Below are 24,972 nucleotides of genomic sequence, written 5' to 3' on the forward strand. Positions count from 1 at the left end.
CGCTTGTTACAAATTCTGTCTGACAAAATCCTTTCAGCTCTCGCATTTGCGGCCGATACAGTCCTGCTAACACCCTTGCTGGCTCAAAAAAACAACAATCTTCCAGCCTAACCGACGATCAGGAAACACAACGTTTCTGGAGGAATTGTGATGAATAGCTGGTTCGGCAACATCAGCGTGAACATGAAACTGGGCCTGGGCTTCGGCCTTGTCCTGGCCCTGACCTGCGTGCTGGCCCTGACTGGCTGGACCAGCCTTGGCGGCCTGATTGATCGCAGTAACTGGATGAGCGACATCACCCAGCTCAACGCCGGCCTGACCAAACTGCGCGTGGTGCGCCTGCAATACATGCTGACCAACGGCGACGAAACCGCCGCACAGAATGTGCAGACCACCCTGGAAAGCTTCGCCGCGCAGCAACAGAAGCTGATCAATAGCTTCAAGAGCCCGGAAAACGTCAAACTGCTCAAGGAGCAGGCAGCGACCATCGCTGAATACCAGACGTCGCTGAACAAAATGCGCAACGCCTACCGCACCGGCAACAACGCCCGCGATTCCATGAGCGTGAGTGCCGAGACCGCGTACAACCAAATCGAATCGATCAGCAAACGCGTGCAGCAGATGGACATGAGCGAGCAGCGTTTCGAACAGTTCCAGGCGATCACCGCCGCCAAGGAAGCGTTCATCCTCGCGCGCTACGAAGTGCGTGGCTACACCGCCACCACCAACGCCGAAACCGAGCAGAAAGCCGTCGGCCAACTCGACGTGGCGATCGCCAGCCTCAAGCAACTGAACGTGCATTTCGCCGACTCGCAGCAGGACGCCCTGCGTCAGCTGGAAACCGCACTGGTCAACTACCGCAGCGCGTTGATGGCGTATAAAAACGCCAACACCGATGCAGTGCAGGCCCGTAAGGAAATGACCGATCAGGGCGCCGCCATCGTTACCACCAGCGAGCAGCTGTATCAAATCCAGCTCGACCGTCGCGACATCGAAAGTGCCCAGGCGCGCACCTTCCAGTTGATCAGTACCTTGCTGGCCCTTTTGGTGGGCGTGATTGCCGCCGTGATCATCACCCGTCAGATCACCCGTCCGCTGCAGGAAACCCTGGCCGTGGTCGAGCGCATCGCCAGCGGCGACCTGACCCAAAATGTCATCGTCACCCGTCGTGACGAACTCGGCGTCCTGCAACAAGGCATCGCGCGCATGGGCGTGACCCTGCGCGACCTGATCAGCGGCATTCGCGACGGCGTTACGCAAATCGCCAGCGCCGCTGAAGAACTCTCGGCCGTGACCGAACAGACCAGCGCCGGCGTGAACAGCCAGAAGGTCGAGACCGATCAGGTCGCCACCGCCATGCACGAGATGACCGCCACCGTGCAGGAAGTCGCACGCAACGCCGAAGAAGCCTCGCAAGCCGCCGCTGCCGCCGACGGCGAAGCCCGTGAAGGCGACAAGGTAGTGAACGAAGCCATCGCGCAGATCGAACGTCTGGCCAGCGAAGTGGTACGTTCCACCGAAGCCATGAGCGTGCTGCAACAGGAAAGCGACAAGATCGGCAGCGTCATGGACGTGATCAAAGCCGTCGCCGAACAGACCAACCTGCTGGCGCTCAACGCCGCGATTGAAGCGGCACGCGCCGGTGAAGCCGGTCGTGGTTTTGCCGTGGTCGCCGACGAAGTCCGTGGTCTGGCCCAGCGCACGCAAAAATCCACCGAAGAAATCGAAGGCCTGGTCGCCGGTCTGCAGAACGGTACACAGCAAGTTTCGGCGGTGATGAGCAACAGTCGCGCCCTGACCGACAGCAGCGTCGCCCTGACGCGCAAGGCCGGTGCCTCGCTGGAAAACATCACCCGTACGGTGTCGAACATCCAGTCGATGAACCAGCAGATCGCCGCCGCTGCCGAACAGCAAAGCGCCGTGGCCGAAGAGATCAGCCGCAGCATCATCAACGTGCGCGACGTGTCTGAGCAGACCGCAGCGGCGAGTGATGAGACCGCTGCTTCGAGTGTTGAGCTGGCACGCTTGGGTGGTCAGTTGCAGCAGATGGTCAGCCACTTCCGCGTTTGACCTTCAGTCAGCGTCATAGCCTAGATCCAATCGCGGGCAAGCCCGCTCCCAAAGGTTTTTCGGTCGTTCACAGAGTTTGTGTTCGACGCGATACCTGTGGGAGCGGGCTTGCCCGCGATTGCGTTAGACCTGTCACCGCATCAAGTCAAACCACGCCATGCATGAAGAACTCAACCGGTACTTTAAAGAATTCGGCAAAACCCTTTATCTGGGCAACGGTCATTTTTCGCTTGTTATTCAATATTTCTGAAACAGCACTCTGAGTTGCGATATCAGACAAATCCTTCTGCTTGACCCCTCTTTCCGAAATCAGAAACGCCAGCGCTTCTGATTGAGATGAGTAAGGAATCAAAACAGTTTCAGCCTCGTACTCATACACTCGATCAGACACCAACTCCGCGAACCGCGCTGCTGCGTGGTCTTCATTGTCAGCATGCGAGTAAAGCTCATCGATCAGCGCCATCCGCACCTGCAAGTCAGCATCGTTCTTGATCGGGTCATGACAGGCAGACAACAGCTTGGACAACGTAGCTATCTGTTCGCCCAAGCCATCAAGCATGGGCGAAATATCGGCTATGAAGGAATCCAGTCCGGTGGCTTCGACCTTTTTGCGCTTCATGTTCCCACCTTTGATTTCATTAAACATAAATAGCTTGGGCCACTCTGACCAACTACTTAACTTCAGCCTTCCACCATTTGTCGTATCCAGCATGGGGAAGAATTTCCTTGATATAGACAGTGCCGGTTTTCGTGTTGATCCACGTAATGATTCGGCACTCATTTTTCTTGATATCAAAAACGTAAATATCCAGCGGGCCTTTTTTACTGGTCAGCCTCAGCTTCGAGTGAGGGATGCGATCGACGTTCCATCCTGAGGCACTGGCCCAGTCTTGACGTAGCTTCTCAAACGACTCAAAGCGCAGCGGTGCCCGGTCGAAGATGGTTAGCCACAAGGTGAGAGCATCTCTCCACTGGCCATGGGTTTCAATGGCCCGCGCAACCGCCGCTTTTGTAATCACTCTCATAAATTTTCGGTTCTGGCGTCCCTACATGCGCCAAAATTATCTCAAATACAGATATCTGTAAAGTAGATATTTTTAAGCTCACAAAAAAGCCCGAAGCCAAACGAGTTAAATGGCTTCGGGCTCTTTCTGACGGTGGTGAGAATCTAAACCGTGGTTTTTACCGCGTGCCACGCTGGCGCAATGAAGACGGCATAAAGTACGAATCCTCCGGCACTGCTTGGGCGAAATCCACGGTTTCCGGTTCTTCGTTGTCGAGGTTCTGCACGTAGTAACGGCGGGCCTGCAAGTCGTGGAAGACGTCCAGCGCGCTCCATGTCGTTGGCAGGTCGTAGAAGTTTTTCAGGTAGGCCATCGACACGCGCCATAACTCCCCGCGCCCGTCGTATTGATCGACCAGTGCGGCGCCCCAGCTGTCTTCGTCCAGAAACAGCACGCGCTTGGAGTAGATGTGTCGTGCGCCAGGTTTGAGGTTGCCTTCGACCACCCAAACGCGGTGTAGCTCGTAGCGGGTGTATTGCGGGTTGAGGTGGCCCGGGGTGAGCAGTTGCGCGTATTTCACGTCGGGACTGCCGACTTTGTAGTTGTTGTAAGGGATGTAGATTTCCTGTTTGCCCTTGAGCTTCCAGTCATAGCGATCCGGCGAGCCATTGAACAGGTCGGTGTCGTCCGCCGTGCGCAAGCCATCGGAGGACGCGATCGGCGTGTCATACGCAAGGTTCGGCGCGCGGCGCACGCGACGTTGGCCGGCGTCGTAGACCCAGGCCTGGCGGGGATCCTTGAGCTGGTCGAGCATCTCGTGCACCAGCGCTGCACCACCGGCTAGCCGTGCCGGACTTTTCACGAAGGCGACGTAGTAGAACAGGATGTTTTTCAGGTCGGCGAACTGGCCGCCCGGGCGGTAGAAATTGAACAGCGCTTCTTGCTGCGAAGTCACCAGTGCAAAGCTGCCGTTGCGTTGCACGGGCGCTTCGGAAGCGCGACGGACGACGTAGATGCCGCGATAACGGGTGATGTGATTCCACAGCACTTCGATGCCGTCCTTGGGCACCGGGAACGGCACGCCGCCATAGGCATCAGAGAAACCGCTGCCGCCTTCGAGCAGCTTGGCCGAGGTCGCATTTTTCAAGGTGTTGTCGTACAGCCACTGAGGGGCAGAACCCGATCGACGCGAAGGATAGATCGGCATCTGGAAGGTGTCGGGGTAGCTGTTGAACAGCGCGATCTGACCCGGGCTGAGGTGAGCCTTGTATTGGTCGAGGTTGGCTTTGGTGATGGTGAACAGCGGTTTGTCCGCCGCGTAGGGATCGGGGTGATGCTGGCCGGGTTTGTAACCGGCCGGGGCCTGGGTGATGCCTCCGGTCCACGCGGGAATAGTACCCGCCGCGTTGCCGGCACGCTCGGCGCCCATGGGGGTCAGGGTGGTTTTCAGTTGTTCGGCTTGTTGCGGGGTGATGGCGGCGAAAACACTACTGGCCGCCAGACTCATGACGAGCGCCAACGTGGTCTTGGTCAATCGCGAAGTGGGAAACATGTTTTCTTCTCCAGAATGCAGAAACCTGTGGGAGCTGGCTTGCCAGCGATAGCGGTGGTTCAGCCACCATTGATGTCGAATGTGCTGCCGTCATCGCGGGCAAGCCCGCTCCCACAGGGGGACGGGGTGCCGCAAGAATTGTTCTGGGCAATCACAGGAAATACTTGAGGTTGAACCCGACGTTGTCGCGGTCGCGAATGCCGTTGTTTTGCCCGCCGCCGTAAAACTCGGTGTATTGCAGCTCGGCCTCAAGCTTGTTCTGGTAATTGGCCTTGATCCCCAGCGTGTAGGCCTTGCGACCTTCGATGGTGTTGCCGGCCTGATAGCTGTTGCCTTTGAAGTCGTCCTTGTAGACGACGTAAGGCGAGACGTTGACCCCGGCGTAAACGTCGTTCCAGGTGCCGTTGAGCATGGCCGTGTAACTGTAGGAATCGCGATTGACCTGATCGTCACGATCGCCGCCCGACACATAGGAATAGTTGCCGGTGCCGGCGTAGTAACGACGACTGCCGTCATAAGCGGTGTATTGCAGGCTGCTGCCGCGCAGGTGTTCGGAGGCCAGTTCGAAGATGCCGAACAGTGAATCGAACGACGCCGTCGGGCCGAAGTTGTAGATGGTGCCCAGCGAAGTGTTGAACGCTTCCACGCGTTCGGCGTTGTTGATCTGGCTGTCGAGAGTGACCATCTGCCCACCGACGTTGATCGCTTTGCCGGTCACCGCCGCAGCCGCACCGTTAGCCAGGTCGCCAATCAGATCGTTGGTCGCTGCGACACCGATCGGCAGGTTCGGCCGATACGCCAATTCGCCAAACACCGAGGCCTCGCCCAACGTGGTGTTGAAGCTGAACCCGTACATGCGGATGTCTTCGGCATAGCGCCGATGCGCCTGAATGTTGCCCATCACATCCGCCGTGGCCAGACCGTTGGCCAGTGCGCCGGCCTGACTGCCCGCGACACCTGCCAACAGATTGGTCAGCGCATTCATATCGATGCCCTTGTAACCGCCCAGATCAGCGGCGATGGTCGGTTCCTTGGCGTGGTAGTTGACCATGTACAGGCCGAACTCGGTGCTGTTGAGCTCCTCGGCAATGTAGCGAAAGGCAAACCCGAACTGGCCGTCGTTGCGCGCGTTGTAGTCCTTGCCGATGGACGCGACCTTGAGCGTATTACCGTAGGCCGGTGTCACGCCGTTGGCGTAGAGGCCGGTGGTTTGCAGGGCCTGGCTGAGCAAAGGGTTGTTGCCCAAGGCACTGTAAAGACCGATGACGTTGCCAAATCCCGGCACTGGCGTATCAAGCGCCGTGCCGCTGAAGTCGTTGTAACCGGTGTTGCCGCCGTCGGCGAACAGGTCGGTTTGCGAGTAGAACGTGCCGACCGGATCAATGCGGGTTTCCTTCCAGTTGGTCTGGTAGAAACTCTCCATGGTCAGGCTGTCGGTCAGGCCGATGTTGAAGCTCAGCGCCTCAACCGGCACCAGCACTTCCTTCACTTCGGCGCCGGGCAAGCGGTACTTGGCGGCGTCCACCGGGTTGGTGGTGTTGATCCCGCCGCGATAGAAAATCCCCTCGCCCCAGTTGAACACCTGACGGCCGACACGCGCCGTCACCGGCATCTGCGCAACGTCCCAACTGCCGTGGACATAGGCGTCGAGCATCTCGATGCGGCTGCCGGCGATGTCGCGGGTCTGGTTGGTGAAACGGTCGTCCTGCGGGTAGCTCTGGCTCGGTTGCGACGGGTTGTCGTTGCGGTAGTAGTCGTTGCGTTTGTCCATCAACTGGGTGTCGTAGAACGCGGTGCCACGCACGAATAAGCCGTAGTTCTGATAGTTGGCCTCAAGCTCGGAGGTGATCTTGTACACCTCGGAAACCAGACCGGTGTCGAAGTTGCGATTGCCGTCGTTGGTGTTGACGTCGTCGTTGGTTTTATCGCGCCCCTGCACCCGCCACAAGCGGCCATAGGACAGTGTCGTGTCGAACGAGCCGGTCACCTGTTTGTCCAGCACGCTGAACTCCACAGCCTGCGCCCCATCGACCGCGCAGAGTTGCAGCAACCCGGCCAGGCCGACCCCGGGGAGCGCCGCGCCAGACAGACGCAATCGAGTGTTGATCATGAGTTTTCTCCTTCCCTGTTCTTATTGTTTTTGTGTTCGCGCAACCGTGAGGCGATCGCTATGGAAGCAATCCCGCGCTGACATAAATCCGGCTGTGCGAGCCGAAATGGCCAAGCAGTTTGAACAACTGCCGGTTCAGTGCCGGATGGTTGAAGTCTTCGCGTTGCAGCTGATTGCCACTGCTGAAATCGCTGGCGACCGGCGCGGTCTCAAGCCACTGACCGATGGCTTCATCGAACGCGGCAGAGTCGTCGACGGACTCGGCGCTGACCACCTCGCGCAAGTAGTCCACGGAGTACGGCGGGTACTGTTTGTCCTGGGAAAAATCGCTGTAAGCGTCGAGCATCGGATGCGCTTGTCCGGCGCGCAGCAAACGACGCAGCCAGTTCGACTGATACTTTTCGACTTCCATATGCCGGGTGGCAACGCGTTCGATGGATGCCTGCTTATCGTCAGCGAAACCGGCCAGCGCCTTGCCTTCCAGCAGCAGGAGATTAGCGAGGTCGACGCCGGGCAGTGGCTTGGCGTGATACGGCTGAGTCAGGTCCTGTACGTGGTGCGCGCCCCAGCCGAGAAAGCGATAACCCCAATAACTATGGCCACTGGCAAACGCCAGTCGCGCCAGCCCCATGTATTGATAGGCACGCCAGTCCGGCCAACTGCGCTGTAGAAATCCGGCAGCGGCATACACCACCGCGCTCTCATGAAAGAAGCCCATGTGGAACGGCGCCTGCGAGCTGTATTGAAACCGTGCATCGCCGAACGGCTGCGGGCCGAAGCCGTAGAGCGCGCCGACTGCGCCCGGGTTGTCGCTGAAAAGGTTGATGTCGTGACCGTAATCCGGCTCATCGGCGGCGCTGGCCAACACCGCAAGCGGCGCGACTTGTTCACCGTCGGCCACGCGGATAAAACGCTGGCGATTCCACGGTGACAAGGTCTGTTCGACCATGACTTGATCGGCGCTGAGGTGCTCACGTTCGAGCAGGTCTTTGCCCGGCAACGGCTGGATGACCATCGCCAGATGAATCTCCGGATTGATGCGCAGCGCGGTAAGGAACGCGTGGCGCAAATTGTCCCCCGGCACGGCGGGCATTTTCAGTTCATCGGGGCGTGGCGGGTACTCGGCGAAGTGCTCGCGGGCGAAGCTTTCCTGTTGTTCCAGCAGTGCGACGATGGCTGGATATTGTTCAGTCAGAAACTGTTCCAGTGGCTCGACTGCAACCGGCGGTGCATCACGCAGCGCTGGCAGATCCTGCAATGCCAGGTAACTGCCCACCGTATGGTTTGACCAACCCCAAGCGCTCGGGGCCGTTGCAAAAAGCAGCAACAGGAGGAATGTCAGCTTCATGCTTCTGGTTCTTTTTATTGGATGTGCCGTGGGGGATGAGCCTAACAACCACCCCCGCCGCTGACACTGTCCGATCTCACCAGAAAAGCTCTCCAATGGCGCCATTTACCCGATCGCCAAAACACCGCCGCCCCCTGTGGGAGCGAGCCTGCTCGCGAATGCGGAGTGTCAGTCAGCGTTGATTAACGGATATACCCGCCTTCGCGAGCAGGCTCGCTCCCACAAGGGATAGGCGTGGTCGGCTAGGCGGGATAGCCGGTGATTTTGCGGATGCTCTGGTACAGCGGCTTGAGCTGGCGATACATGCGCAGGTAGACATCTTTGTAGAGTTGTTCGTAGATTTTTTGCGCCTCGGGTTGCGGCATGAACACCGCGCCGACTCGGGTCATTGCAGCGATTGCCGATGGGAAATCCGCATGCAACCCCAGCCCCACCGCACAACAAATCGCCGCGCCCAGACCCGACGCTTCATACACATGCGGACGCTCCGCCGGCAGGCCAAAAATATTTGCCGTCAGTTGCATCGCCGCATCGCTCTGCGAGCCACCGCCAGCCACCCGCAGACGCGTGATCGAAACCTTCGAACGCTTCTCGATCTTCTCCATGCCCTGGCGCAAGGCATACGCCAGCCCTTCCAGAATCGCCCGGTAGATATGCGCGCGGGTGTGCACATCGCCGAAGCCGATCATCGCGCCTTTGGCCTCCACGCCCGGCTCGCGAATACCCGGTGACCAGTAGGGTTGCAGCATCAGCCCCATCGACCCCGGCGGCACCTCGTTGACCAGCGCATCAAAGAGCTCTTCGGGCTCGATACCCTGCGCCTTCGCCTGCTGCATCTCGCGCAAACCGAACTCGTTCTTGAACCAACTGACCATCCAGTAACCGCGATAAATCATCACCTCGCAGTTGAACTGATCCGGCACCGCCGACGGATACGGCGGAATCAACGGGACGATTTCCAGATAGCGCGAGCGCGTGCTGGTGATCGTCGCCGTGGTGCCATACGACAGGCACACCGTGCTCGCATCGACCACACCGGAACCGACCACTTCGCAGGCCTTGTCGGCACCGGCGGCAATCAGCGGCAGGCCTTCGGGAATGCCGGTATGGCGGCTGGCTTCAGCGGTGATGTAGCCGAGGGTTTCACCGGGTTTGTGCAGACTCGGCAATTGTTCGGGACGCACCGCCAGCGCCTGCCATTTCCAGTCGGAGGGCGCCGCCCATTTCAGGCGTTTGAAATCGAATGGCAGGTAGCCGACGCAACAGCCCACCGAGTCGACAAACTGCCCGCACAAGCGATGAGTGAGAAACCCCGAGAGCAGCAAAAACTTGTCGGTCGCCGCCCACACTCCAGGCTGATGCCTGGCGATCCAGTTAGCCTCAGCCTGGGCCCGAAAATAATCCACGGTGGCTTGCGCACCGACCAGTTTGAACAACCAGCCCCACGGTCCCTTGATCCCGCCTTCGACTTCACTCTGACGCTGATCGAGCCACAGAATCGCCGGACGCAGCGGCTTGCCCTCGGCGTCGACATTGATCACCGTGCCGCGCTGAGTAGTCAGGGAAACACCGGCAATCTGCGCGCGATCAATCCCGGTTTGCGCCCACACCTGCTGGCAGGCCTCGCCGAGTTTCGTCCAGTAATATTCCGGATCCTGCTCGGCCCAGCCCGGTTGCGTCGAGTAATACGCCTGCAGTTCAACCTTGCCCTTGCCGAGCAGATTGCCCTGCAAATCGAAGAGCAGCGCACGCACGCTCTGGGTGCCGTTGTCGATGGCCAGCAGGTAACGCTTGTTCGGTGGGTTATCCATGGAGCTCTCTTCAAGGGGCATCAAGGCGTGGCATCCGGCAAACCGTGATGGCGTTGCCACAACGCCCGATAGCGCTGCAACTCCTGCTGCCATTGCTCATCGTCCCAGCCCAATCGCGGCTGGCAGAGTTGGCGAATGGCGGCGAAATGGTCCTCGCCACCGCGCGCCAGCAACAGGCCCAGACGCGTGCGGCGCAGCAGCAGGTCATCGAGGTGCAAGACCATTTCCGCATCACACGCAAAAGCCAGTTCCGCCCACAGAGTGTCGGTGCTGGCGACGCTGTCGTGACCCAGTTCAGCGATCAGTTGCGCCAACTTCGGCAGGTCGCGACCGTGGCGTCCGGCCAGACGTCGCCACTGCTGCGCGCTGAGCCCGGGAATCGCCGATGGCGGCACCGCGGTAAAAATCGCAGCAGCGTCATCAGCAAAGGGTCGGTCGAGCATCGCCGCGCAGGCCTTGAGCACTTCGATGGCTTGCGGGCGAAACGTCGTCAGTTTGCCACCGGCCAGGGTGACGCAACCCGGTTCCCGCCACAGCACGTGCTCACGGGTTTCGTTTGACGGTTTGCCCTGATGCTCGCTCGCCGCGCTGCCCACCACCGGACGCACGCCGGACCAGGTTGAAAGCACATCGGCAGCGACCACTTCAGCGCCGGGAAACTGTTGGCTGCAAGCCGCCAGCAGATAGTCGAGTTCCTCCTGGCTGATGCTCGCGCTCTGATCCAGATCCCCACGATGATCGAGATCCGTGGTGCCAACCACGGTCGCACCTTCCCATGGAAAAACGAACACCGGTCGACGGTCGCGGTCATGCAGAAAAGTGAACGCCTGCGCCACCGGCAAACGCCAGCCCGGCAGCAGCAAATGACTGCCGCGCAACGGGCGCAACTGACGTGCAGTTCCGGACGGTCGCAAGCGCTCAGCCCAGGCACCCGTGGCTACAGCGAGCACGCCACAACGCAATTGCAGCGACACGCCCGCTTCGCAATCCTCGACCTGAACCCCGCACACCCGCCCGTTTTCACGCAGCAGATGCTCGACGCGCAAACCGTTGAGCACCACCGCGCCATCGGCCCGTGCCTCGCTCAACACACGCATCACCAGGCGCGCATCATCGGTCAGCGCATCGACAAAACAGGTGCCGCCGAGCAGGTCGGTTTCCTTCACGCCCGGTGCCAGGTAGCGCAGTTGTTGCACGTCATGAAACTGATGGCTGCGGCGCCCGGCCAGCGCGTCATACACCGAGAGCAAACCACCCAAAACACGCGGTCCGGGAAAACCGCCGCGATAGTGCGGCATCAGGAAACTCATCGGCTCGACCAGCCCCGGCGCCTCGTCAAGCAAGCGTTGACGCTCGCGCACCGAATCACGGGTCAGGCGCCACTGGCCCTTGGCGATGTAACGCAAACCGCCGTGAACCATTTTCGATGAGCGACTGGAGGTGCCCCAGGCGAAATCACGCTGCTCCAGCAGCAGACAGCGCCAGCCTCGGCGCGCCGCTTCACGCAGGATTCCGGCGCCGCTGATACCGCCGCCAATGACGATCAGATCCCACGTTTCATCGGCCAGCGTCGGCAGAATCTGCTGGCGCCACGCTGCGTTCCAGTTCAGGCCCATAGCCGTCACTCCGGCAACAGCGTGCCGGGGTTGAGACGCCCGGCCGGATCGAAGTGTTTGCTCAGCGCCTGCAAGGTATCGATGGCCAACTCGCCCTTCTCGCGCAGCAGGTACGGCGCGTGATCCTTGCCGACGCCGTGTTGGTGGCTGATGGTGCCGTGGTTGTCGACGATGGTCTGGCTGGCCGCATGTTTGAGCGCTTTCCAGCGCGCCAGTGTCGCGGGGTAATCCGCCGCCGGGCGAAACACGTAGGTGGTGTAGATGCTCGACCCTTCGCCGTAGACGTGGGACAGGTGCGTGAAGACGTGCACCCGTTCGCCTTCAGCGGCCAAGGCGTCGCGCAGGCTGTTTTCGATGAGGTGCAACAGGTTGTCGACGTTGCTCCAGTCGGTGGCGGTTTCGAGGGTGTCGACCACGTAACCGGCGTTCCACAGGTTCTCGCGCAGATAAGGGAAGCGGAAGCGATTCTGCGCCCATTTCTTGCCGAGCAAAGTACCGGTGAACACACCGCCGAAGGCTTTCAGATGCTGGCGGGCCTGGCTCAGCGACAGTGCGTTTTGCCGACGATTGCCGGTCACGCCGAACGTCAGCAGGCACTTGCCCTCACCCGCACCGCGCAGGCTCAGGTATTTTTCCAGCCAGGCGATTTGCTGCGGATGACCGGCCAACGCCAATTGCGTTTCAGTTTCCACGGCGTTGGACAAACGCAGCATCGACAGCGGCACGCGCGCTTGGGCCAATTGGCGAATCGCTTGCAACGCCTTGCTCCAGCTCGGCAGGAAGACGCCGTAGAAACGTTCGTCGGCGGGCAGTGCGCTGACCCGCACTTTGACTTCGGAAATGATCCCGAAACGGCCTTCACAACCGAGCACCACTTCGCGCAGATCAGGCCCTGCCGCCGAGGCCGGGAAGGTTGGAATCTGCATCGGCCCGGCGAAGGTTTCCAGCGTCCCGCCGGCGAACAATTGTTCGATGCGCCCATAGCGCAACGACTGCTGACCGCTTGAGCGACTGGCGACCCAACCGCCCAATGTCGACAGCTCCCACGACTGCGGGAAATGCCCCAGCGTGTAGCCACGGGCGCGCAACTGACTTTCCACCTGCGGGCCACTGGCGCCGGGGCCGAACGTCGCCAACAGGCTCTGTTCATCGAGATCGATCAGGCGATTCATCCGCGCCAGCGAAACGGTGACCACTGGCCGCGTGGAGTCCGGCGGATTGATGTGCCCGGCCACCGACGTGCCGCCACCATAAGGAATCAGGCACAGGTCCTGCGCATGGGCGAGCGCGAGCAATTGACGAATCTGCTCGGCGGTCTCGGGGAACGCCACCGCATCGGGATAATTGCCCAGCACACCTTCACGCAACGCCAGCCAGTCCGGCAGGCTCTGGCCCCGAGCGTGGAGTAAACGATCATGGGCATCGACGCTGTACAAAGTGTGCGCCTGCAACCGCGAAACGGGCACGCGGGCCAACGCCGTGTCCAGCGTTGCATCGGGCAGCGCTCGACCATCGCCCAAGCGTTGCGCGAGAAAACTCGCGCCCTGGGCCGGCAGTTCGACCACCGTGGTTGCATCTCCCCAGCCGTTCCAGCGTCGCATGCGTGTGTCCTTTTTCGGTTCTTATCAGCGATATTTCAGGCCCCCATACTAGTCGGCGGCCAAAAAGTGTCACGGTCGCATCCGGCCAGTTCGTGTAGCCAATTGAGTCAAACGTCGCGCAAGCGTCAGCCATTTACTTTAGCCGTGGTTTCAAATTACCTTTCAGGCATTCATCCGCTCATGCAGGCTTTGATCAAGGGAAAACGATCATGCAATCGCTCGGCTTCACCTCTGTTCCGCCGCTGCTTAAATATTTGCGCCATGCCGAGCAATTGGGCATGGCCATCGAGCCGGCGTTGGCGGCGGCTGGTTTACAGGCGCAACAGTTGAGCGACAACACCCTGCGCTTGCCGGGTGAGGCCCATGAAAAGCTGCTCGATTATTTCTGCGAACACTCGGGCGATCCGTTGTTCGGGCTCAACGCGGCGAATTTCGTCCTACCCAACTCGTGGAGCGTGCTCGGCTACATCACCATGAACTGCGCGACGCTCGGCGATGCCATGAGCCGGATCATGCCGTTCGAGAAACTGGTCGGCGATATGGGCGTGAGCCGCGCCGAGGTGCTGGACGGCCACGTGCATCTGATCTGGACCTGCCGTTATCAACGCCCACGGATTCGTCGGCACCTGGTGGAAAACGTGCTCGGTTCCTGGCTGCAATACGCGCGCTGGATTGCCGATACGCAGATGTCGCCGGCCGCTGTGTGGCTGGAGCATGCCCGCCCGGACGAGGTGACGCTGGCGCACTATGAGCAGTTCTTCGATTGCCCGGTGTTGTTCGATCAGCCTTACTCGGCGCTGATCGTGCCGCTGAATTATTTGCAGTTGCCGTTGCGTCAGGCCGATGCGCAATTGCTGCGCACGCTGGAAGAGCATGCGCTGGGTTTGATGGCGACGCTGGAGGATGCCTCGCTCGCGCAGCAGGTGAAGAACATCCTGCGTCAGTTGCTCAAGGAAGGTTTGCCGCGCAAGGAGCAAGTGGCCGAACAGCTTGCAGTGTCGGTGCGCACGTTGCAGCGCCAGTTGCATCAGGCGGGGACGTCATATCAGCAGATTCTTGATGATCTGCGCCAGGAACTGGCTGAGCATTATCTGTTGAACAGCACGTTGCCGATTCAGGACATTGCGCAGTACCTGGGGTTTACCGAACCGAGGTCGTTTCATCGCACGTTCAAGAGCCGGCGGGGGATGCCGCCGGGGGAGTTTCGGCAGACGCATCGGGGGTGACTGTTCTGCCCCCATCGCTGGCAAGCCAGCTCCCACAGGTTTTGCGGCGAAGCCAAATTTTGCGTACGACTCAATCACTGTGGGAGCTGGCTTGCCAGCGATGACGTCAGTCGCCACACCGTGATCCGACAGGCAAATCCTCAAACTCTGTAGCGCAATAAACTTCTCACACCCAAGGTGTTTAAAAACACTCGGTGTTACGCCCAAGAGCCTACAAATCCTTGCGCCGCGGCCTACGGCTAAGCCAGAATCCGCCGGCTTGTGCGCCCAGAGCTTGCTGCGTAACTTCAATCGGGTCACTGATTCACAGTGATCGGGTTTAGTAGCCCGTGGTAATTCTGCTGGTCGTACATTCATCACAGGTGCTCTCGTACCTGAGCTTGATGGTGGCTGTACGTAGGGCGCTTCGGCGCGCCGGCTTAAGCTGAGTTCCCCGGTCTACTAACCTGCGTACAGCTGCCTCCCTTCCGTTTAGTAGCAGAAGGGTTGACGCTCAATGAAGGGAACACAGCTTATGTTCAAAGTAACGCCAAACCCGCCGGTCACCGACCCGGGCTCCCCCTACGAATCCCCCGATTCAAAGAAATTCCACGACGCCGCCGAGCGCGCCCTCGACCACTACCTGCGCCCGCCCACCGCCGAGATCATGGCCGCGCCCTACAAACCCAACAAGCTATACATGACCGACCCCGAAGCCGATACCGAGTCGCTGCTGGTCGATGCCAGTGAAACCCTCGGCTCGGCCACGGTCATGCTGCATAACCACGCGGCAATGGTCGAAGGCACGCACCGCAAAACCCTGCAAGGCATTGCTCAGGTGGTGATGCTGGCGGAGCTGGCGGTTAATCGCGTGCTCGATAAGTTAGTGCCGACCGAGTGACGAAAAAGCCTGCTGTCAGACCTTGGTGGTTTGGCAGCGGGCTTTTTTGTCTGGCTTGCGGGATTTTGCCCCTCACCCCAGCCCTCCCGAAACGTCGGACCGCCCCGAGGGAGAGGGGGCCGACCGAGGTGTCTGGCGTTTTACATCGACCTGAGCGACCGAGTCGATTATGGATTCAGCAAAGCACATTCAGGTCGGCGTAACTCGAAAGCATCCCACAATCAGTCCCCTCTCCCTCTGGGCGGTCCGACGTTTCGGGAGGGTTAGGGTGAGGGGCTCTTCTCAGCTCAAACACTGATCGCGTTGGTGAACACCAACCGATTGCCAAACGGATCAGCAATCGTCATGTCCTGGCTGCCCCACGGCATCGCCTGAATCTGCGGGTGCGAGAACTTGTATTCCTTGGCCACCAATTGCTGCTGAAACGCCTCCAGCTCATCGGTCTCGATGCGCAACGCCGAACCCGGCGTCGCATCGCCATGATGCTCGGACAGGTGCAGCACACATTCGCCGCGAGACACCTGCAGATACAACGGGAAGTTCGCTTCGAAACGATGCTGCCAGTCGATCTTGAAACCGAGGAAGTCGACGTAGAATTCTACGGCTTTGGCTTCATCGAAAATCCGCAGGATCGGGGTGGTTTTGCCGAAGCTCATGGGGTGCTCCCTGACTGGTTGGCCCGACAGTGTAGCTGGGCTGGATGTCAGCACTTCGGCTTGGTGCGGACTTTCTTTAATTGCAATGTGCCACCATGAGACATGGATCAAAAGATCGCAGCCTGCGGTGGCTCCTACAGAGGTTTTGCGATTAATTGAAACCTTTGCGCAAGTCTCCTTCGCGGGCGAGGAATCGTCCTTTTCTTTGGCCGTTTGCCTGGCCGTCGCGGTAACTCAAAACACCGTTGATCCACACGCCGTCAATACCCTGCGCCGCCCGTTGCGGATCACTGAAATCCGCTACATCGCGCACGGTCTCCGGATCGAACAACACCAGGTCCGCCCAATAACCTTCGCGAATCTCGCCCCTTTCCTTCAGGCCGAATCGTGCCGCCGATAACCCGGTCATCTTGTGCACAGCGGTGTGCAACGGAAACAGCCCGACATCACGACTGAAATGCCCGAGCACCCGTGGGAAAGCGCCCCAAAGGCGCGGGTGCGGGAACGGGTCTTCCGGCAGTCCGTCAGAACCGACCATCGACAACGGATGCGCGAGGATTCTTCGTACATCGGCCTCGTCCATTCCGTAGTACACCGCGCCCGCCGGTTGTAGGCGTTTGGCCGCGTCGAGCAACGGCACGGTCCATTCGGCAGCGATGTCGATCAGGTCGCGGCCGCTGACTTCCGGGTGCGGCGTCGACCAGGTGATGGTGATGCGGTGGGCATCGGTGACCTGCTTCAGATCCAGCGTCGAAGAACTGGCCGCATAGGGATAGCAATCGCAACCGACCGGGTGGGTTTTGGCCGCTTCTTCCAGCGACGCGAGCAACTGCGGACTGCGCCCCCAGTTACCGACGCCAGCGCATTTGAGGTGGGAGATGATCACCGGCGATTTCGCATGTCGCCCGATCTGAAACGCCTCATCCATCGCCTCCAGCACCGGGGCGAATTCGCTGCGCAAATGGGTCGTGTACACCGCACCAAACGCCGTGAGTTCTTCGGTCAGTTGCATGACTTCATCGGTGGACGCGTTGAAGGCGCTGGCGTAGGCCAGACCTGTGGATAAACCCAAGGCGCCGTGTTCCAGGCTCTCGCGCAACTGCTCACGCATCGCGGCGATTTCTTCCGGCGTCGCGGTGCGGAACAAGTCATCGAGGTGATTGCTGCGCAGCGCCGTGTGGCCGACCAGCGCCGCCACATTCAACGTGGTGTTGGCCGCTTCGACCGCCGCACGATAATCGCTGAAGCGCGGATAAACGAAGGCTGCCGCTGTGCCGAGCAGGTTCATCGGGTCCGGTGGATTGCCTTTCAGCGTCACGGGCGAGGCGCTGATCCCGCAGTTGCCGACGATCACTGTGGTCACGCCCTGGCTGAGTTTCGGCAGCATCTCTGGCTGGCGAATGACCACGGTGTCGTCGTGGGTGTGCACGTCGATGAAACCCGGCGCCAGCACGCGGCCGGCGGCGTCGACTTCCTCGTTTGCAGTGGCATCGTGCAAGTCACCAATGCGCTCGATGCGGCCATCACGAATCGCCACGTCGGCGTGGTAACCGGGTGTGTTGCTACCGTCGATGATCAGGGCGTTGCGAATCAGTGTGTCGTACTGCATGTCAGTCTCCCAGCGGCAGGTGATCGTCGCCGCCACGGTATTCGTCGAGGGCGAGTTTGATCCGCCGCAAGCGTTCTTGATTGTCTTCAGGATTGGCCAGCGCCAGTTCGGTGGCGAGCACGTCGATGGCGAGCAGCATGCCGTAGCGCGCCGCCGTCGGTTTGTAGATGAACGAGGTTTCCGCGCCTTGCAGCGGCAGGACGATGTCGGCCAGTTCGGCCAGCGGCGAATCGCTGCGGGTGATCGCGAGAATACGTGCGCCATAGTTGCGCGCCAGTTCGACGGTCTCCAGCAATTCGGGGGTGATGCCGGTCAGCGAGCAGACGATGAGCACTTGCTCGGCATTCAGGCTGGCGGCGGTGACGCGCATCATCACCGCGTCATGACACACCGCAATCGGGTAGCCGAGGCGCACCAGGCGTACCTGCAATTCGTCGCTGCACAAGGTCGAGCAACCGCCCATGCCGAACGCATGAATCATCCGCGCCTGGCCGAGCAGTTTCACCGCGTCGGCAAAGCGCGATTCGTCGAACCCGGCCAAGTGCTGGCGCAGTGTGGTTTCGATATCGCCAACAATCTGTCCGTAAAACGCCGACTGCTCAGGCGTGCCCGCCGGGTCGAGAAAACGGCTGCCGACACCGCTGGCCTGAGCCAGTTGCAGGCGCAGATCACGCAGGTCACGGCAGCCGACGGTGCGAGCAAACCGCGACAGCGTGGCGGTGCTGACCTCGGCGCGTTGCGCCAGATCTTCGAGGCTGGCGGAGGCGGCAAAACCAACGTCGTCGAGCATCAGCCGGGCGATGCGGCCCTCGCCGGCGCTGAAGGAATCCTGGCGGGCGCGGATCTGGTAGAGGATGTCCATGGCGGATGGCTCCGGTTACAGCAGGTAAGAAAGGCCGACGGTCAGACCGAAAGCGACCAGCGAGATCAATGTCTCAAGCACGGTCCAGGTCTTGAACGTCTGCGCGACCGTCATGTTGAAGTATTCCTTGATCAACCAGAAGCCGCCGTCGTTGACGTGGGAAAAGATAACCGAGCCAGCGCCGGTCGCCAGCACCAACAGCTCAGGGTGTGGATATCCCAGACCAATGGCCACCGGCGCGACCACGCCGGACGCGGTGGTCATGGCCACGGTGGCGGAACCGGTGGCGACGCGCATCAACGCCGCGAACAGCCAGCCCATGATCAGCGGCGACAGGTGAAATTCGTGGGCGAGACCGACGATCTGATCGGTGACGCCGGCATCCACTAAAATCCGGTTCAGACCGCCGCCAGCACCGACCAGCAAGGTGATGCTGGCGGTCGGGGCCAGGCATTCGTTGGTGAATTTGAGGATCGATTCACGGTTGAAACCCTGAGCAATGCCCAGCGTCCAGAAACTCAACAATGTCGCCAACAGCAACGCAATCACCGAGTTGCCGATGAACAACAGGAACTGATTGAAGCTACTGCCCGGCGTGGAAATCAGGTTGGCCCAACCACCAATCAGCATCAGCACCACCGGCAGCAGAATGGTCGCCATGGTGATGCCGAAACCCGGCAGTTTGTCGCGCGGTTCGCGGTCGAGGAATTGCTTTTCCAGCGGGTTATCCGCCGGCAACTGAATGCGCGGCACGATGAATTTGGCGTACAAGGGGCCGGCGATAATGGCGGTCGGAATGCCGATGGCAATCGCATACAACAGAGTCTGCCCGACCGACGCCTGATACGCCTGCACCGCCAACATCGCCGCCGGGTGCGGTGGCACCAGCGCATGCACCACCGACAGGCCGGCGACCATTGGCAGGCCGACCATCAGAATCGACACACCGACGCGCCGCGCCACGGTGAAGGCAATCGGCACCAGCAAGACAAAACCGACTTCGAAAAACAGCGGCAGCCCGACCAGAAACGCAATGCAGACCATCGCCCAATGGGCGTTTTTCTCGCCGAACTTGTCAATCAAGGTGCGCGCCATCTGCTCGGCGCCGCCGGACTCGGCCATCATCTTGCCGAGCATCGTCCCCAGCGCCACCACCAGCGCAATATGCCCCAGCGTCTTGCCCACCCCGGCCTCATACGCGCCCACCACACCCGACGGCGGCATCCCCGCCACCAGTGCCAGGCCAATGGAAATCAAGGTGATGACAATGAACGGATTGAGCCGGTAACGGGCGATCAACACGATCAGCGCGATGATGGCGACGGCGGCATAGACCAGCAGCCAATAGCCGAAGGAAGGCGTCATGCGGTACTCCTCGAAAGGGTCACGTTCGAATGGGTTGTGAAACTCATAAATCATTTCGAGATCGAGATTTCAAACCGCATGAAAGTAATTTTCGTGGAGAGATAAGGCGTGTCGCTAATGGATATGCCGTGTCGCGATTAATGAAAATCGAGGGGCGGGATTTTCATAAGTTTCCTGGCAGATGAGAGACGAATTTGGGAGCGAGCCTGCTCGCGAAGACGGTCTCGCATTCAACATCTCTATCGACTGAAGCAGCGCTTTCGCGAGCAGGCTCACTCCTACAGTTTTGATTGCAGTCGTTCACCGAATCCCTGAAGCAATTGAACGCAAACTCAAAGTCAAAAACAGCAAGTTCCTGCACCTTTCCCTGGCCAAGTAACATCGCCGCTCAGGTCCACAAGGCTTGTCGTACCCAATACTCCATCGGTTCGTAGTTGCCATTCAAACCCTGGTGGATCGCAGAAAAATAAGCTTCTTTGTTTCGTTCCCAACTGCTGTAGTCGAGCGGAACGTAGCCCGCTTGCACGGCCATGACATCCGCCAGTAATCGCGACAAACGTTCATTTCCTTCACGGAACGGATGAATCAGGATGAACTCCACGTGCGTAACCGCGATGGCGTGAATCAGGTTCTCGTCCAGATCAGGCCCGCATGGCGTGTATTTCGCCAGGCAGCTCTTCTCGAATCCATCCAGCAGTCGAGGAATCTGCGGTGCCGCCGCAAAGAAGAATCCATCCTTGCCAAGGTCCACCGCACGAACATCACCCGCCCATGGATAGATATTCCCCAGCCATTGCCGATGCCAATCCTGCAAATCCTCAATAGTGATTGACCGATCCGGCAAATCCTCGATAAGCACGGACTGGTAGAGTTTTTCCAACAGCACCAGTTCTGCGTCATCCATTTCCTCAGGATCGCAGAGGCCCAATTTGTTGCTCAGTACTTGCTCATTCGAGCCGGGCTGAAAGCGACTCTGTGCGCCCTCTGCGTCATATCGGTTAGTCATCCTTGCACCTTTGAACCGGCATAGTTCCGAGCACCATAAGACCGGTCTGACACGAGCGCAAAGCCTGAAATACAAACGGCCGCCCGAGGGCAGCCGTTTGGAGTGGTGATCGCCAGGCCCTACAGGGCTTAAACACCCATCACACCATTTCGTTACGAATCCATTCAACCACCGACGTACGCTTCGGTGCCCAGCCCAGCAGTTCGCGGGCGTGTTTGCCGCGTACGCGGCTGTTGGAGCCGAGGCCGTAGTTGGCCATTTCGTAGCCCCATTCGGCTTCGGCGTCTTTCAGCGGCCAGTCTTGCGGCTCACCGAGGTTCAGTGCCTGCGCCATGGCGGTGGTCATGTCGATGAACGACGCTTCGCCGCTTTCGACAAAATAGAACGTACCCGGTACGTTTTTGGTCAGCGCCAGCAGATACAGGGCGACGACGTCTTCAATGTGCACGTTCGACCAGATGTTCTGACCCGTGCCGACGTGGCGCACAACGCCGCTTTTACGTGCCTGTTTGAGCAGACGTGGCAACTGCACGCTGTCGCGATTGACGCCCAGGCTGTGGCCGTAGATCAAGGTGTTGCAGATGACGGCAGAGTTCACGCCATCCTTCGCGGCGGCGAGGATCAGGTTGTCGATGGCCACGCGGGCAGCCTTGTCGACGGTCGGTTCCGGCAGGTTGTCTTCGAAGTAGATGACGTCGCTGGATTTACCGCCCGACGCATCGCCGACGATGCTCGAACCGCTGGTATGCAGGAACACTTTGTTGGAACCGCGCAAAGCGTCGAGTAACGCTTCAACCGCACCGCGATGGTCGCTGCTGGCGGCGTTGATCACAGCGTCGGCAGCACGGGCCTGTTCGGCGAGCAATACTTTATCGTCGAGGGTGCCGATCACCGCGGTGATGCCCAGTGCTTTCAGCTCATCTGCCTGTTCGGCGCTGCGCACCAGACCGGTGACTTTATGCCCGGCCTGGACCAGACCCGTGGCGATCGAACCGCCGATAAAACCGGCGGCGCCGGTGACGAATACGTTCATGGAGAAACTCCCTGCGTGAATAAGTGATGGGGCGAGTATCGACCGATGTCCCTCACGGAAACACCCGCCCTCGGCCAATTCACTCTTGCGCAGAGGTCACGAATCAGCCCTTGAAATCAGCGCTGGCGTAAGCGGCGAGTTTGCTCTGGATAAAGTCGAGGAAGCACTGAATGCGCAGCGCCAGTTGCGAGTTACGGTAGTACACCGCGTTGATCGGCTGGCGATAACCGCTGTTGAATTCACCCAGCAACACTTTCAAACGTCCGGCGCGAATGTCGTCGATGGTCATGAAGTGCGACAGGCAGGCGATGCCCTGCCCTTCCAGTGCCAGGTGGCGCACGGTCTCGCCGCTGGAGGCGCTGATGGCCGGATTGATCGGCCAGCGGTCACCGTGCACGTAGCGCAATGGCCACTGGTTGAGGCCTTCGTTCTGGGTGAAGCCGAGCAAGGTGTGCTCGCTCAAGTCGGCCACTTGCAACGGTGCGCCGTGTTTCTGCAGATACGCGGGGCTGGCGACGATCAGCAGCGGACTGCAACCGAGTGAACGCGCGTGCAGCGTCGAATCGGCGAGGGTGCCGATGCGGATGGCGATGTCGGTGCTTTGTTCCAGCAGGTCAATGATCAGGTCATTGCTGTTGAGTTCGAGCTGGATGTCCGGGTAGAGCCGGCGGAACTCGTCGATGTAAGGGACGACGGCGTGGAGCATGAACGGCGAGGCGGCGTTGATCCGTAGGCGTCCGGACGGGGTTTGCTGGCGGGAGGACAGGCGTTCTTCGAGTTGGTCCATCTGGTCGAGAATCAGCTTGGCCTGCTCGAAGAAATACTTGCCCTCCTCGGTCAGATCCATGCGCCGCGTGGTGCGGTTGATCAACGTGGTGTCGAGCTTGGCTTCCAGCCGCGACAGCGTGCGGCTGACCGCCGAAGGGGTCTGCCCGACCTGCTCGGCGGCGGCGGAGATTGAACCGCATTCGATCACGCAGACGAAAATCTGCAACTCATCCGATCTGGCTTTCACGGGTGTCCTCTAATCGAATGCATATTCATTGTGGCGAGGGAGCTTGCTCCCGCTCGAGCGCGCAGCGGTCGCAAGCTTTTTGGGACTGCTGCGCAGTCCAGCGGGAGCAAGCTCCCTCGCCACAGGATTTGGCCAAACTATTCGATAGTAGCTTGATTCACTCAAGCCTTGAGAGCGAATACCTCTTTCAGATGCTGTTCATACCGCGCCACATCGTTCTCGATGTTCGGGCGCTTCATCACGTCCACACAGAGGAACGTCGGCAAAGCCGTCATGCCCAAAAACTCGTTGGCCTTGTGAAACGGAAAATACACCGCGTCCACGCCTTTGGCTTCGAAGAAGTCGGTCGGGTCGTCAAACGCTTGCTGGGGTGCGTTCCAGGTCAGCGACAGCATGTATTGCTTGCCCTGAATCAGTCCGCCGCTGCCGTATTTCTGCGACGCATCGGAGCGGGTGCGGCCATCGCTGGCGTAGAGGCTGCCGTGACCTTCGGTGAAGACTTCGTCGAGGTACTTTTTAACCGTCCACGGCGCGCCCATCCACCAGCCCGGCATTTGATAGATGATCACGTCAGCCCAGAGGAATTTCGCTACTTCCTCTGCAACGTCATAACCCTCGTCGATGAACGTGGTTTTCACGTCGACACCGCCGCGATCCAGCACGCTCAGCGCCGCTTCGTGCAGGGTGGTGTTGTAGCGACCGTCGGAGTGGGCGAATTTTTTACCGCCATTGAGCAACAAAACTTTTTTCATGACAAAGCCTCGGCGCAGCCATCGGGCTGGGTGGAGAAGGGAAAATGGAATGGCGGCAGATTAACGATCCGCCTCGCGCGGAATAAGCCTTTGTTGCGCAAAATACATTTGAGCAAAACGCACGAATCGAGCACAGATTGTTGCCGTAGGATTGGCCGCCATCTGAACTTGAGGAATTTCATCGATGAGTGAACGCCACGGTTTCATCCTGCACGCCAAGACCCGTCCGGAAAAAGCCGAGGCTTTCGAGACGCTGTTCCGCGCCTATGTCGAACCGAGCCGCGCCGAACCGGGTTGCATCGAATACCACATGCTGCGCGACCAGGAAGATCCGTCGCTGTTCATCTTCTACGAGATCTGGAAAAGCCAGGCGCATCTGGACGTGCACTCGAACCTGCCGCACATGAAGCAATTCTTCGAGCAGCGCATGGAGTATCTGGAGCGTGATTTTGATATCCGCCGGATCGACATGCTCAGCGAGTCATCGGCTAACCGCTGATCAGCAGGTGGGCGCCGAGCGCGCCCATTCCGATGAAGAACACGCGCTTGAACAGCATCGCGCTGATGCGTTGACGCAGCCATTGGCCGAGCAGCATCCCGAGCACTGCCGGGATCAGCGCCAGCAGCGAGGCGCTCAATTCGCCGCCACCGAGTGCGCCGCGCCAGAGCAAGCCGCCGGCCAGCGCGAGCGTCGAAACGGTGAAGGACAGGCCCAGCGCCTGCACCAGTTCATCACGGTTCAAGCCCAGCGCTTGTAGGTACGGCACGGCGGGAATGACGAAGACGCCGGTGGCGGAAGTGATGAGGCCGGTGATCACGCCACAGACCGGGCCGAGCCAGGATTCATGGCGAGGTTTAACGTGCAGCGTCGGCAGGAACAACCCACTCAACGCATACAGCAACAGCGCCGCGCCCAACCCGCGTACGACCCAGTGCCCGCCCGCCATGCCGATCCACACAGTGCCGACACCGGTGCCGAGAAAGATCATCAGCAGCATCGGCCACAGGCGCCGGATCAGTTGTTTCAAATGCCCGCCGAATGCCAGTTGCCAGACATTGGTTAACGTTGCCGGAATAATCAGCAGCGCCGCTGCCTGCGACGGTGCCATAGCCAGACCCAGCAGACCCATGGCGACCGTGGGCAGGCCGAGGCCAATGACGCCTTTGACCAGACCGGCCATGACGAAAGTGGCGATGACCAGCAGTGACAGGGCCAGGCCGAGGTTTTGGTAGAAATCTGCGAGGGTGTTCATGGCGCTACTGTGCGCCTGAGGGGGCGGGTTGAAAATCTGCCATATACTGAGGCTGCCTCTCTCTATACAAGAGTCTGAGATACTCTTTGAGACCTCAGGCCCCTTCGCGAGCAGGCTCGCTCCCACATTGGATCTGTGGCGAGCACAAACCTGTGGGAGCGAGCCTGCTCGCGAAGAGGCCGGCCCATACACCACAAAACCAG

At 59.8% G+C, this 24,972-nt stretch carries 21 protein-coding genes and 1 pseudogene; 5 read left to right on the forward strand and 17 right to left on the reverse strand.

Features of this window, described 5'->3' with window-relative positions; all coding sequences use genetic code 11:
* Positions 1 to 285 precede the first annotated feature (285 nt).
* Together ACIOWE_RS19170 and ACIOWE_RS19175 are read left to right on the forward strand one after the other, a co-directional pair.
* Positions 286 to 1,212: pseudogene (locus tag ACIOWE_RS19170) on the forward strand (methyl-accepting chemotaxis protein); the annotation flags it as partial.
* A gap of 144 nt (positions 1,213 to 1,356) precedes the next feature.
* The gene (locus ACIOWE_RS19175; protein WP_371042694.1) at positions 1,357 to 2,070 is read left to right on the forward strand and encodes a methyl-accepting chemotaxis protein; all 714 of its coding nucleotides are present in this window, start codon (positions 1,357 to 1,359) and stop codon (positions 2,068 to 2,070) included.
* A gap of 145 nt (positions 2,071 to 2,215) precedes the next feature.
* On the opposite strand, the gene ACIOWE_RS19180 is transcribed toward ACIOWE_RS19175, so the two are convergent.
* From ACIOWE_RS19180 to ACIOWE_RS19215, 8 genes are all read right to left on the reverse strand, one after another.
* Positions 2,216 to 2,689, reverse strand: a complete 474-nt coding sequence (locus tag ACIOWE_RS19180) for a transcriptional regulator (protein WP_201234310.1) — start codon at positions 2,687 to 2,689, stop codon at positions 2,216 to 2,218.
* 52 nt (positions 2,690 to 2,741) lie between these two features.
* The gene (locus ACIOWE_RS19185) at positions 2,742 to 3,095 is read right to left on the reverse strand and encodes a type II toxin-antitoxin system HigB family toxin (RefSeq protein ID WP_242489354.1); all 354 of its coding nucleotides are present in this window, start codon (positions 3,093 to 3,095) and stop codon (positions 2,742 to 2,744) included.
* 157 nt (positions 3,096 to 3,252) lie between these two features.
* Positions 3,253 to 4,581, reverse strand: coding sequence for a DUF1329 domain-containing protein (locus ACIOWE_RS19190; protein WP_401394598.1), 1,329 nt, complete (start codon positions 4,579 to 4,581; stop codon positions 3,253 to 3,255).
* A 196-nt stretch (positions 4,582 to 4,777) separates the two neighbouring features.
* A complete protein-coding gene (locus ACIOWE_RS19195) occupies positions 4,778 to 6,736 on the reverse strand; it encodes a DUF1302 domain-containing protein (RefSeq protein WP_401394519.1) in 1,959 nt (652 codons plus the stop codon).
* Between the two features lie 58 nt (positions 6,737 to 6,794).
* Positions 6,795 to 8,084, reverse strand: a complete 1,290-nt coding sequence (locus ACIOWE_RS19200) for a phospholipase (RefSeq protein ID WP_401394522.1) — start codon at positions 8,082 to 8,084, stop codon at positions 6,795 to 6,797.
* Between the two features lie 242 nt (positions 8,085 to 8,326).
* The gene (locus ACIOWE_RS19205) at positions 8,327 to 9,895 is read right to left on the reverse strand and encodes an FGGY-family carbohydrate kinase (RefSeq protein WP_401394525.1); all 1,569 of its coding nucleotides are present in this window, start codon (positions 9,893 to 9,895) and stop codon (positions 8,327 to 8,329) included.
* A gap of 20 nt (positions 9,896 to 9,915) precedes the next feature.
* Positions 9,916 to 11,511 (reverse strand): glycerol-3-phosphate dehydrogenase/oxidase, encoded by a 1,596-nt coding sequence (locus ACIOWE_RS19210; RefSeq protein ID WP_401394528.1) that lies wholly within the window; start codon positions 11,509 to 11,511, stop codon positions 9,916 to 9,918.
* Positions 11,512 to 11,516: 5 nt separating this feature from the next.
* Positions 11,517 to 13,112 (reverse strand): FAD-binding oxidoreductase, encoded by a 1,596-nt coding sequence (locus ACIOWE_RS19215; RefSeq protein ID WP_401394531.1) that lies wholly within the window; start codon positions 13,110 to 13,112, stop codon positions 11,517 to 11,519.
* A gap of 209 nt (positions 13,113 to 13,321) precedes the next feature.
* Between ACIOWE_RS19215 and ACIOWE_RS19220 the strand changes: the two genes are divergently transcribed.
* Entirely contained in the window at positions 13,322 to 14,338 is a 1,017-nt protein-coding gene (locus ACIOWE_RS19220; RefSeq protein ID WP_401394534.1) for an AraC family transcriptional regulator, read from the forward strand.
* A gap of 514 nt (positions 14,339 to 14,852) precedes the next feature.
* Positions 14,853 to 15,218 (forward strand): DUF6124 family protein, encoded by a 366-nt coding sequence (locus ACIOWE_RS19225; RefSeq protein ID WP_401394537.1) that lies wholly within the window; start codon positions 14,853 to 14,855, stop codon positions 15,216 to 15,218.
* 287 nt (positions 15,219 to 15,505) lie between these two features.
* Here the strand turns inward: ACIOWE_RS19225 and ACIOWE_RS19230 are convergent, their stop codons facing one another.
* The 8 genes from ACIOWE_RS19230 to ACIOWE_RS19265 form a co-directional block, all read right to left on the reverse strand.
* A complete protein-coding gene (locus ACIOWE_RS19230) occupies positions 15,506 to 15,874 on the reverse strand; it encodes a glyoxalase superfamily protein (RefSeq protein WP_201235560.1) in 369 nt (122 codons plus the stop codon).
* Between the two features lie 151 nt (positions 15,875 to 16,025).
* Positions 16,026 to 17,483 carry an amidohydrolase family protein gene (locus tag ACIOWE_RS19235; protein WP_401394540.1) on the reverse strand — a complete coding sequence of 486 codons (1,458 nt, stop codon included), beginning with the start codon at positions 17,481 to 17,483 and terminating at the stop codon, positions 16,026 to 16,028.
* Between the two features lies 1 nt (position 17,484).
* Positions 17,485 to 18,345 (reverse strand): MurR/RpiR family transcriptional regulator, encoded by an 861-nt coding sequence (locus tag ACIOWE_RS19240; RefSeq protein WP_401394543.1) that lies wholly within the window; start codon positions 18,343 to 18,345, stop codon positions 17,485 to 17,487.
* 15 nt (positions 18,346 to 18,360) lie between these two features.
* Positions 18,361 to 19,710 (reverse strand): GntP family permease, encoded by a 1,350-nt coding sequence (locus ACIOWE_RS19245; RefSeq protein ID WP_401394546.1) that lies wholly within the window; start codon positions 19,708 to 19,710, stop codon positions 18,361 to 18,363.
* 388 nt (positions 19,711 to 20,098) lie between these two features.
* Complete coding sequence (locus tag ACIOWE_RS19250) at positions 20,099 to 20,716, reverse strand: Fic/DOC family protein (protein WP_401394549.1); 618 nt, start codon at positions 20,714 to 20,716, stop codon at positions 20,099 to 20,101.
* Positions 20,717 to 20,855: 139 nt separating this feature from the next.
* Entirely contained in the window at positions 20,856 to 21,749 is an 894-nt protein-coding gene (locus ACIOWE_RS19255) for an NAD-dependent epimerase/dehydratase family protein (RefSeq protein WP_401394552.1), read from the reverse strand.
* 103 nt (positions 21,750 to 21,852) lie between these two features.
* Positions 21,853 to 22,764 carry a LysR substrate-binding domain-containing protein gene (locus ACIOWE_RS19260; RefSeq protein ID WP_401394555.1) on the reverse strand — a complete coding sequence of 304 codons (912 nt, stop codon included), beginning with the start codon at positions 22,762 to 22,764 and terminating at the stop codon, positions 21,853 to 21,855.
* A 161-nt stretch (positions 22,765 to 22,925) separates the two neighbouring features.
* Positions 22,926 to 23,516, reverse strand: a complete 591-nt coding sequence (locus tag ACIOWE_RS19265) for an NAD(P)H-dependent oxidoreductase (protein ID WP_103303263.1) — start codon at positions 23,514 to 23,516, stop codon at positions 22,926 to 22,928.
* Positions 23,517 to 23,700: 184 nt separating this feature from the next.
* Here ACIOWE_RS19265 and ACIOWE_RS19270 point away from each other — a divergent pair, with 184 nt between their 5' ends.
* Positions 23,701 to 24,015 (forward strand): putative quinol monooxygenase, encoded by a 315-nt coding sequence (locus ACIOWE_RS19270; protein ID WP_401394558.1) that lies wholly within the window; start codon positions 23,701 to 23,703, stop codon positions 24,013 to 24,015.
* On the opposite strand, the gene ACIOWE_RS19275 is transcribed toward ACIOWE_RS19270, so the two are convergent.
* Positions 24,005 to 24,769 carry a sulfite exporter TauE/SafE family protein gene (locus ACIOWE_RS19275; RefSeq protein WP_401394561.1) on the reverse strand — a complete coding sequence of 255 codons (765 nt, stop codon included), beginning with the start codon at positions 24,767 to 24,769 and terminating at the stop codon, positions 24,005 to 24,007. The genes ACIOWE_RS19270 and ACIOWE_RS19275 overlap by 11 nt on opposite strands.
* Between the last annotated feature and the right edge of the window lie 203 nt (positions 24,770 to 24,972).

The sequence above is a fragment of the Pseudomonas sp. NPDC087598 genome (genome assembly GCF_044743525.1).
In the GTDB taxonomy this organism is placed as follows: Bacteria; Pseudomonadota; Gammaproteobacteria; order Pseudomonadales; family Pseudomonadaceae; genus Aquipseudomonas.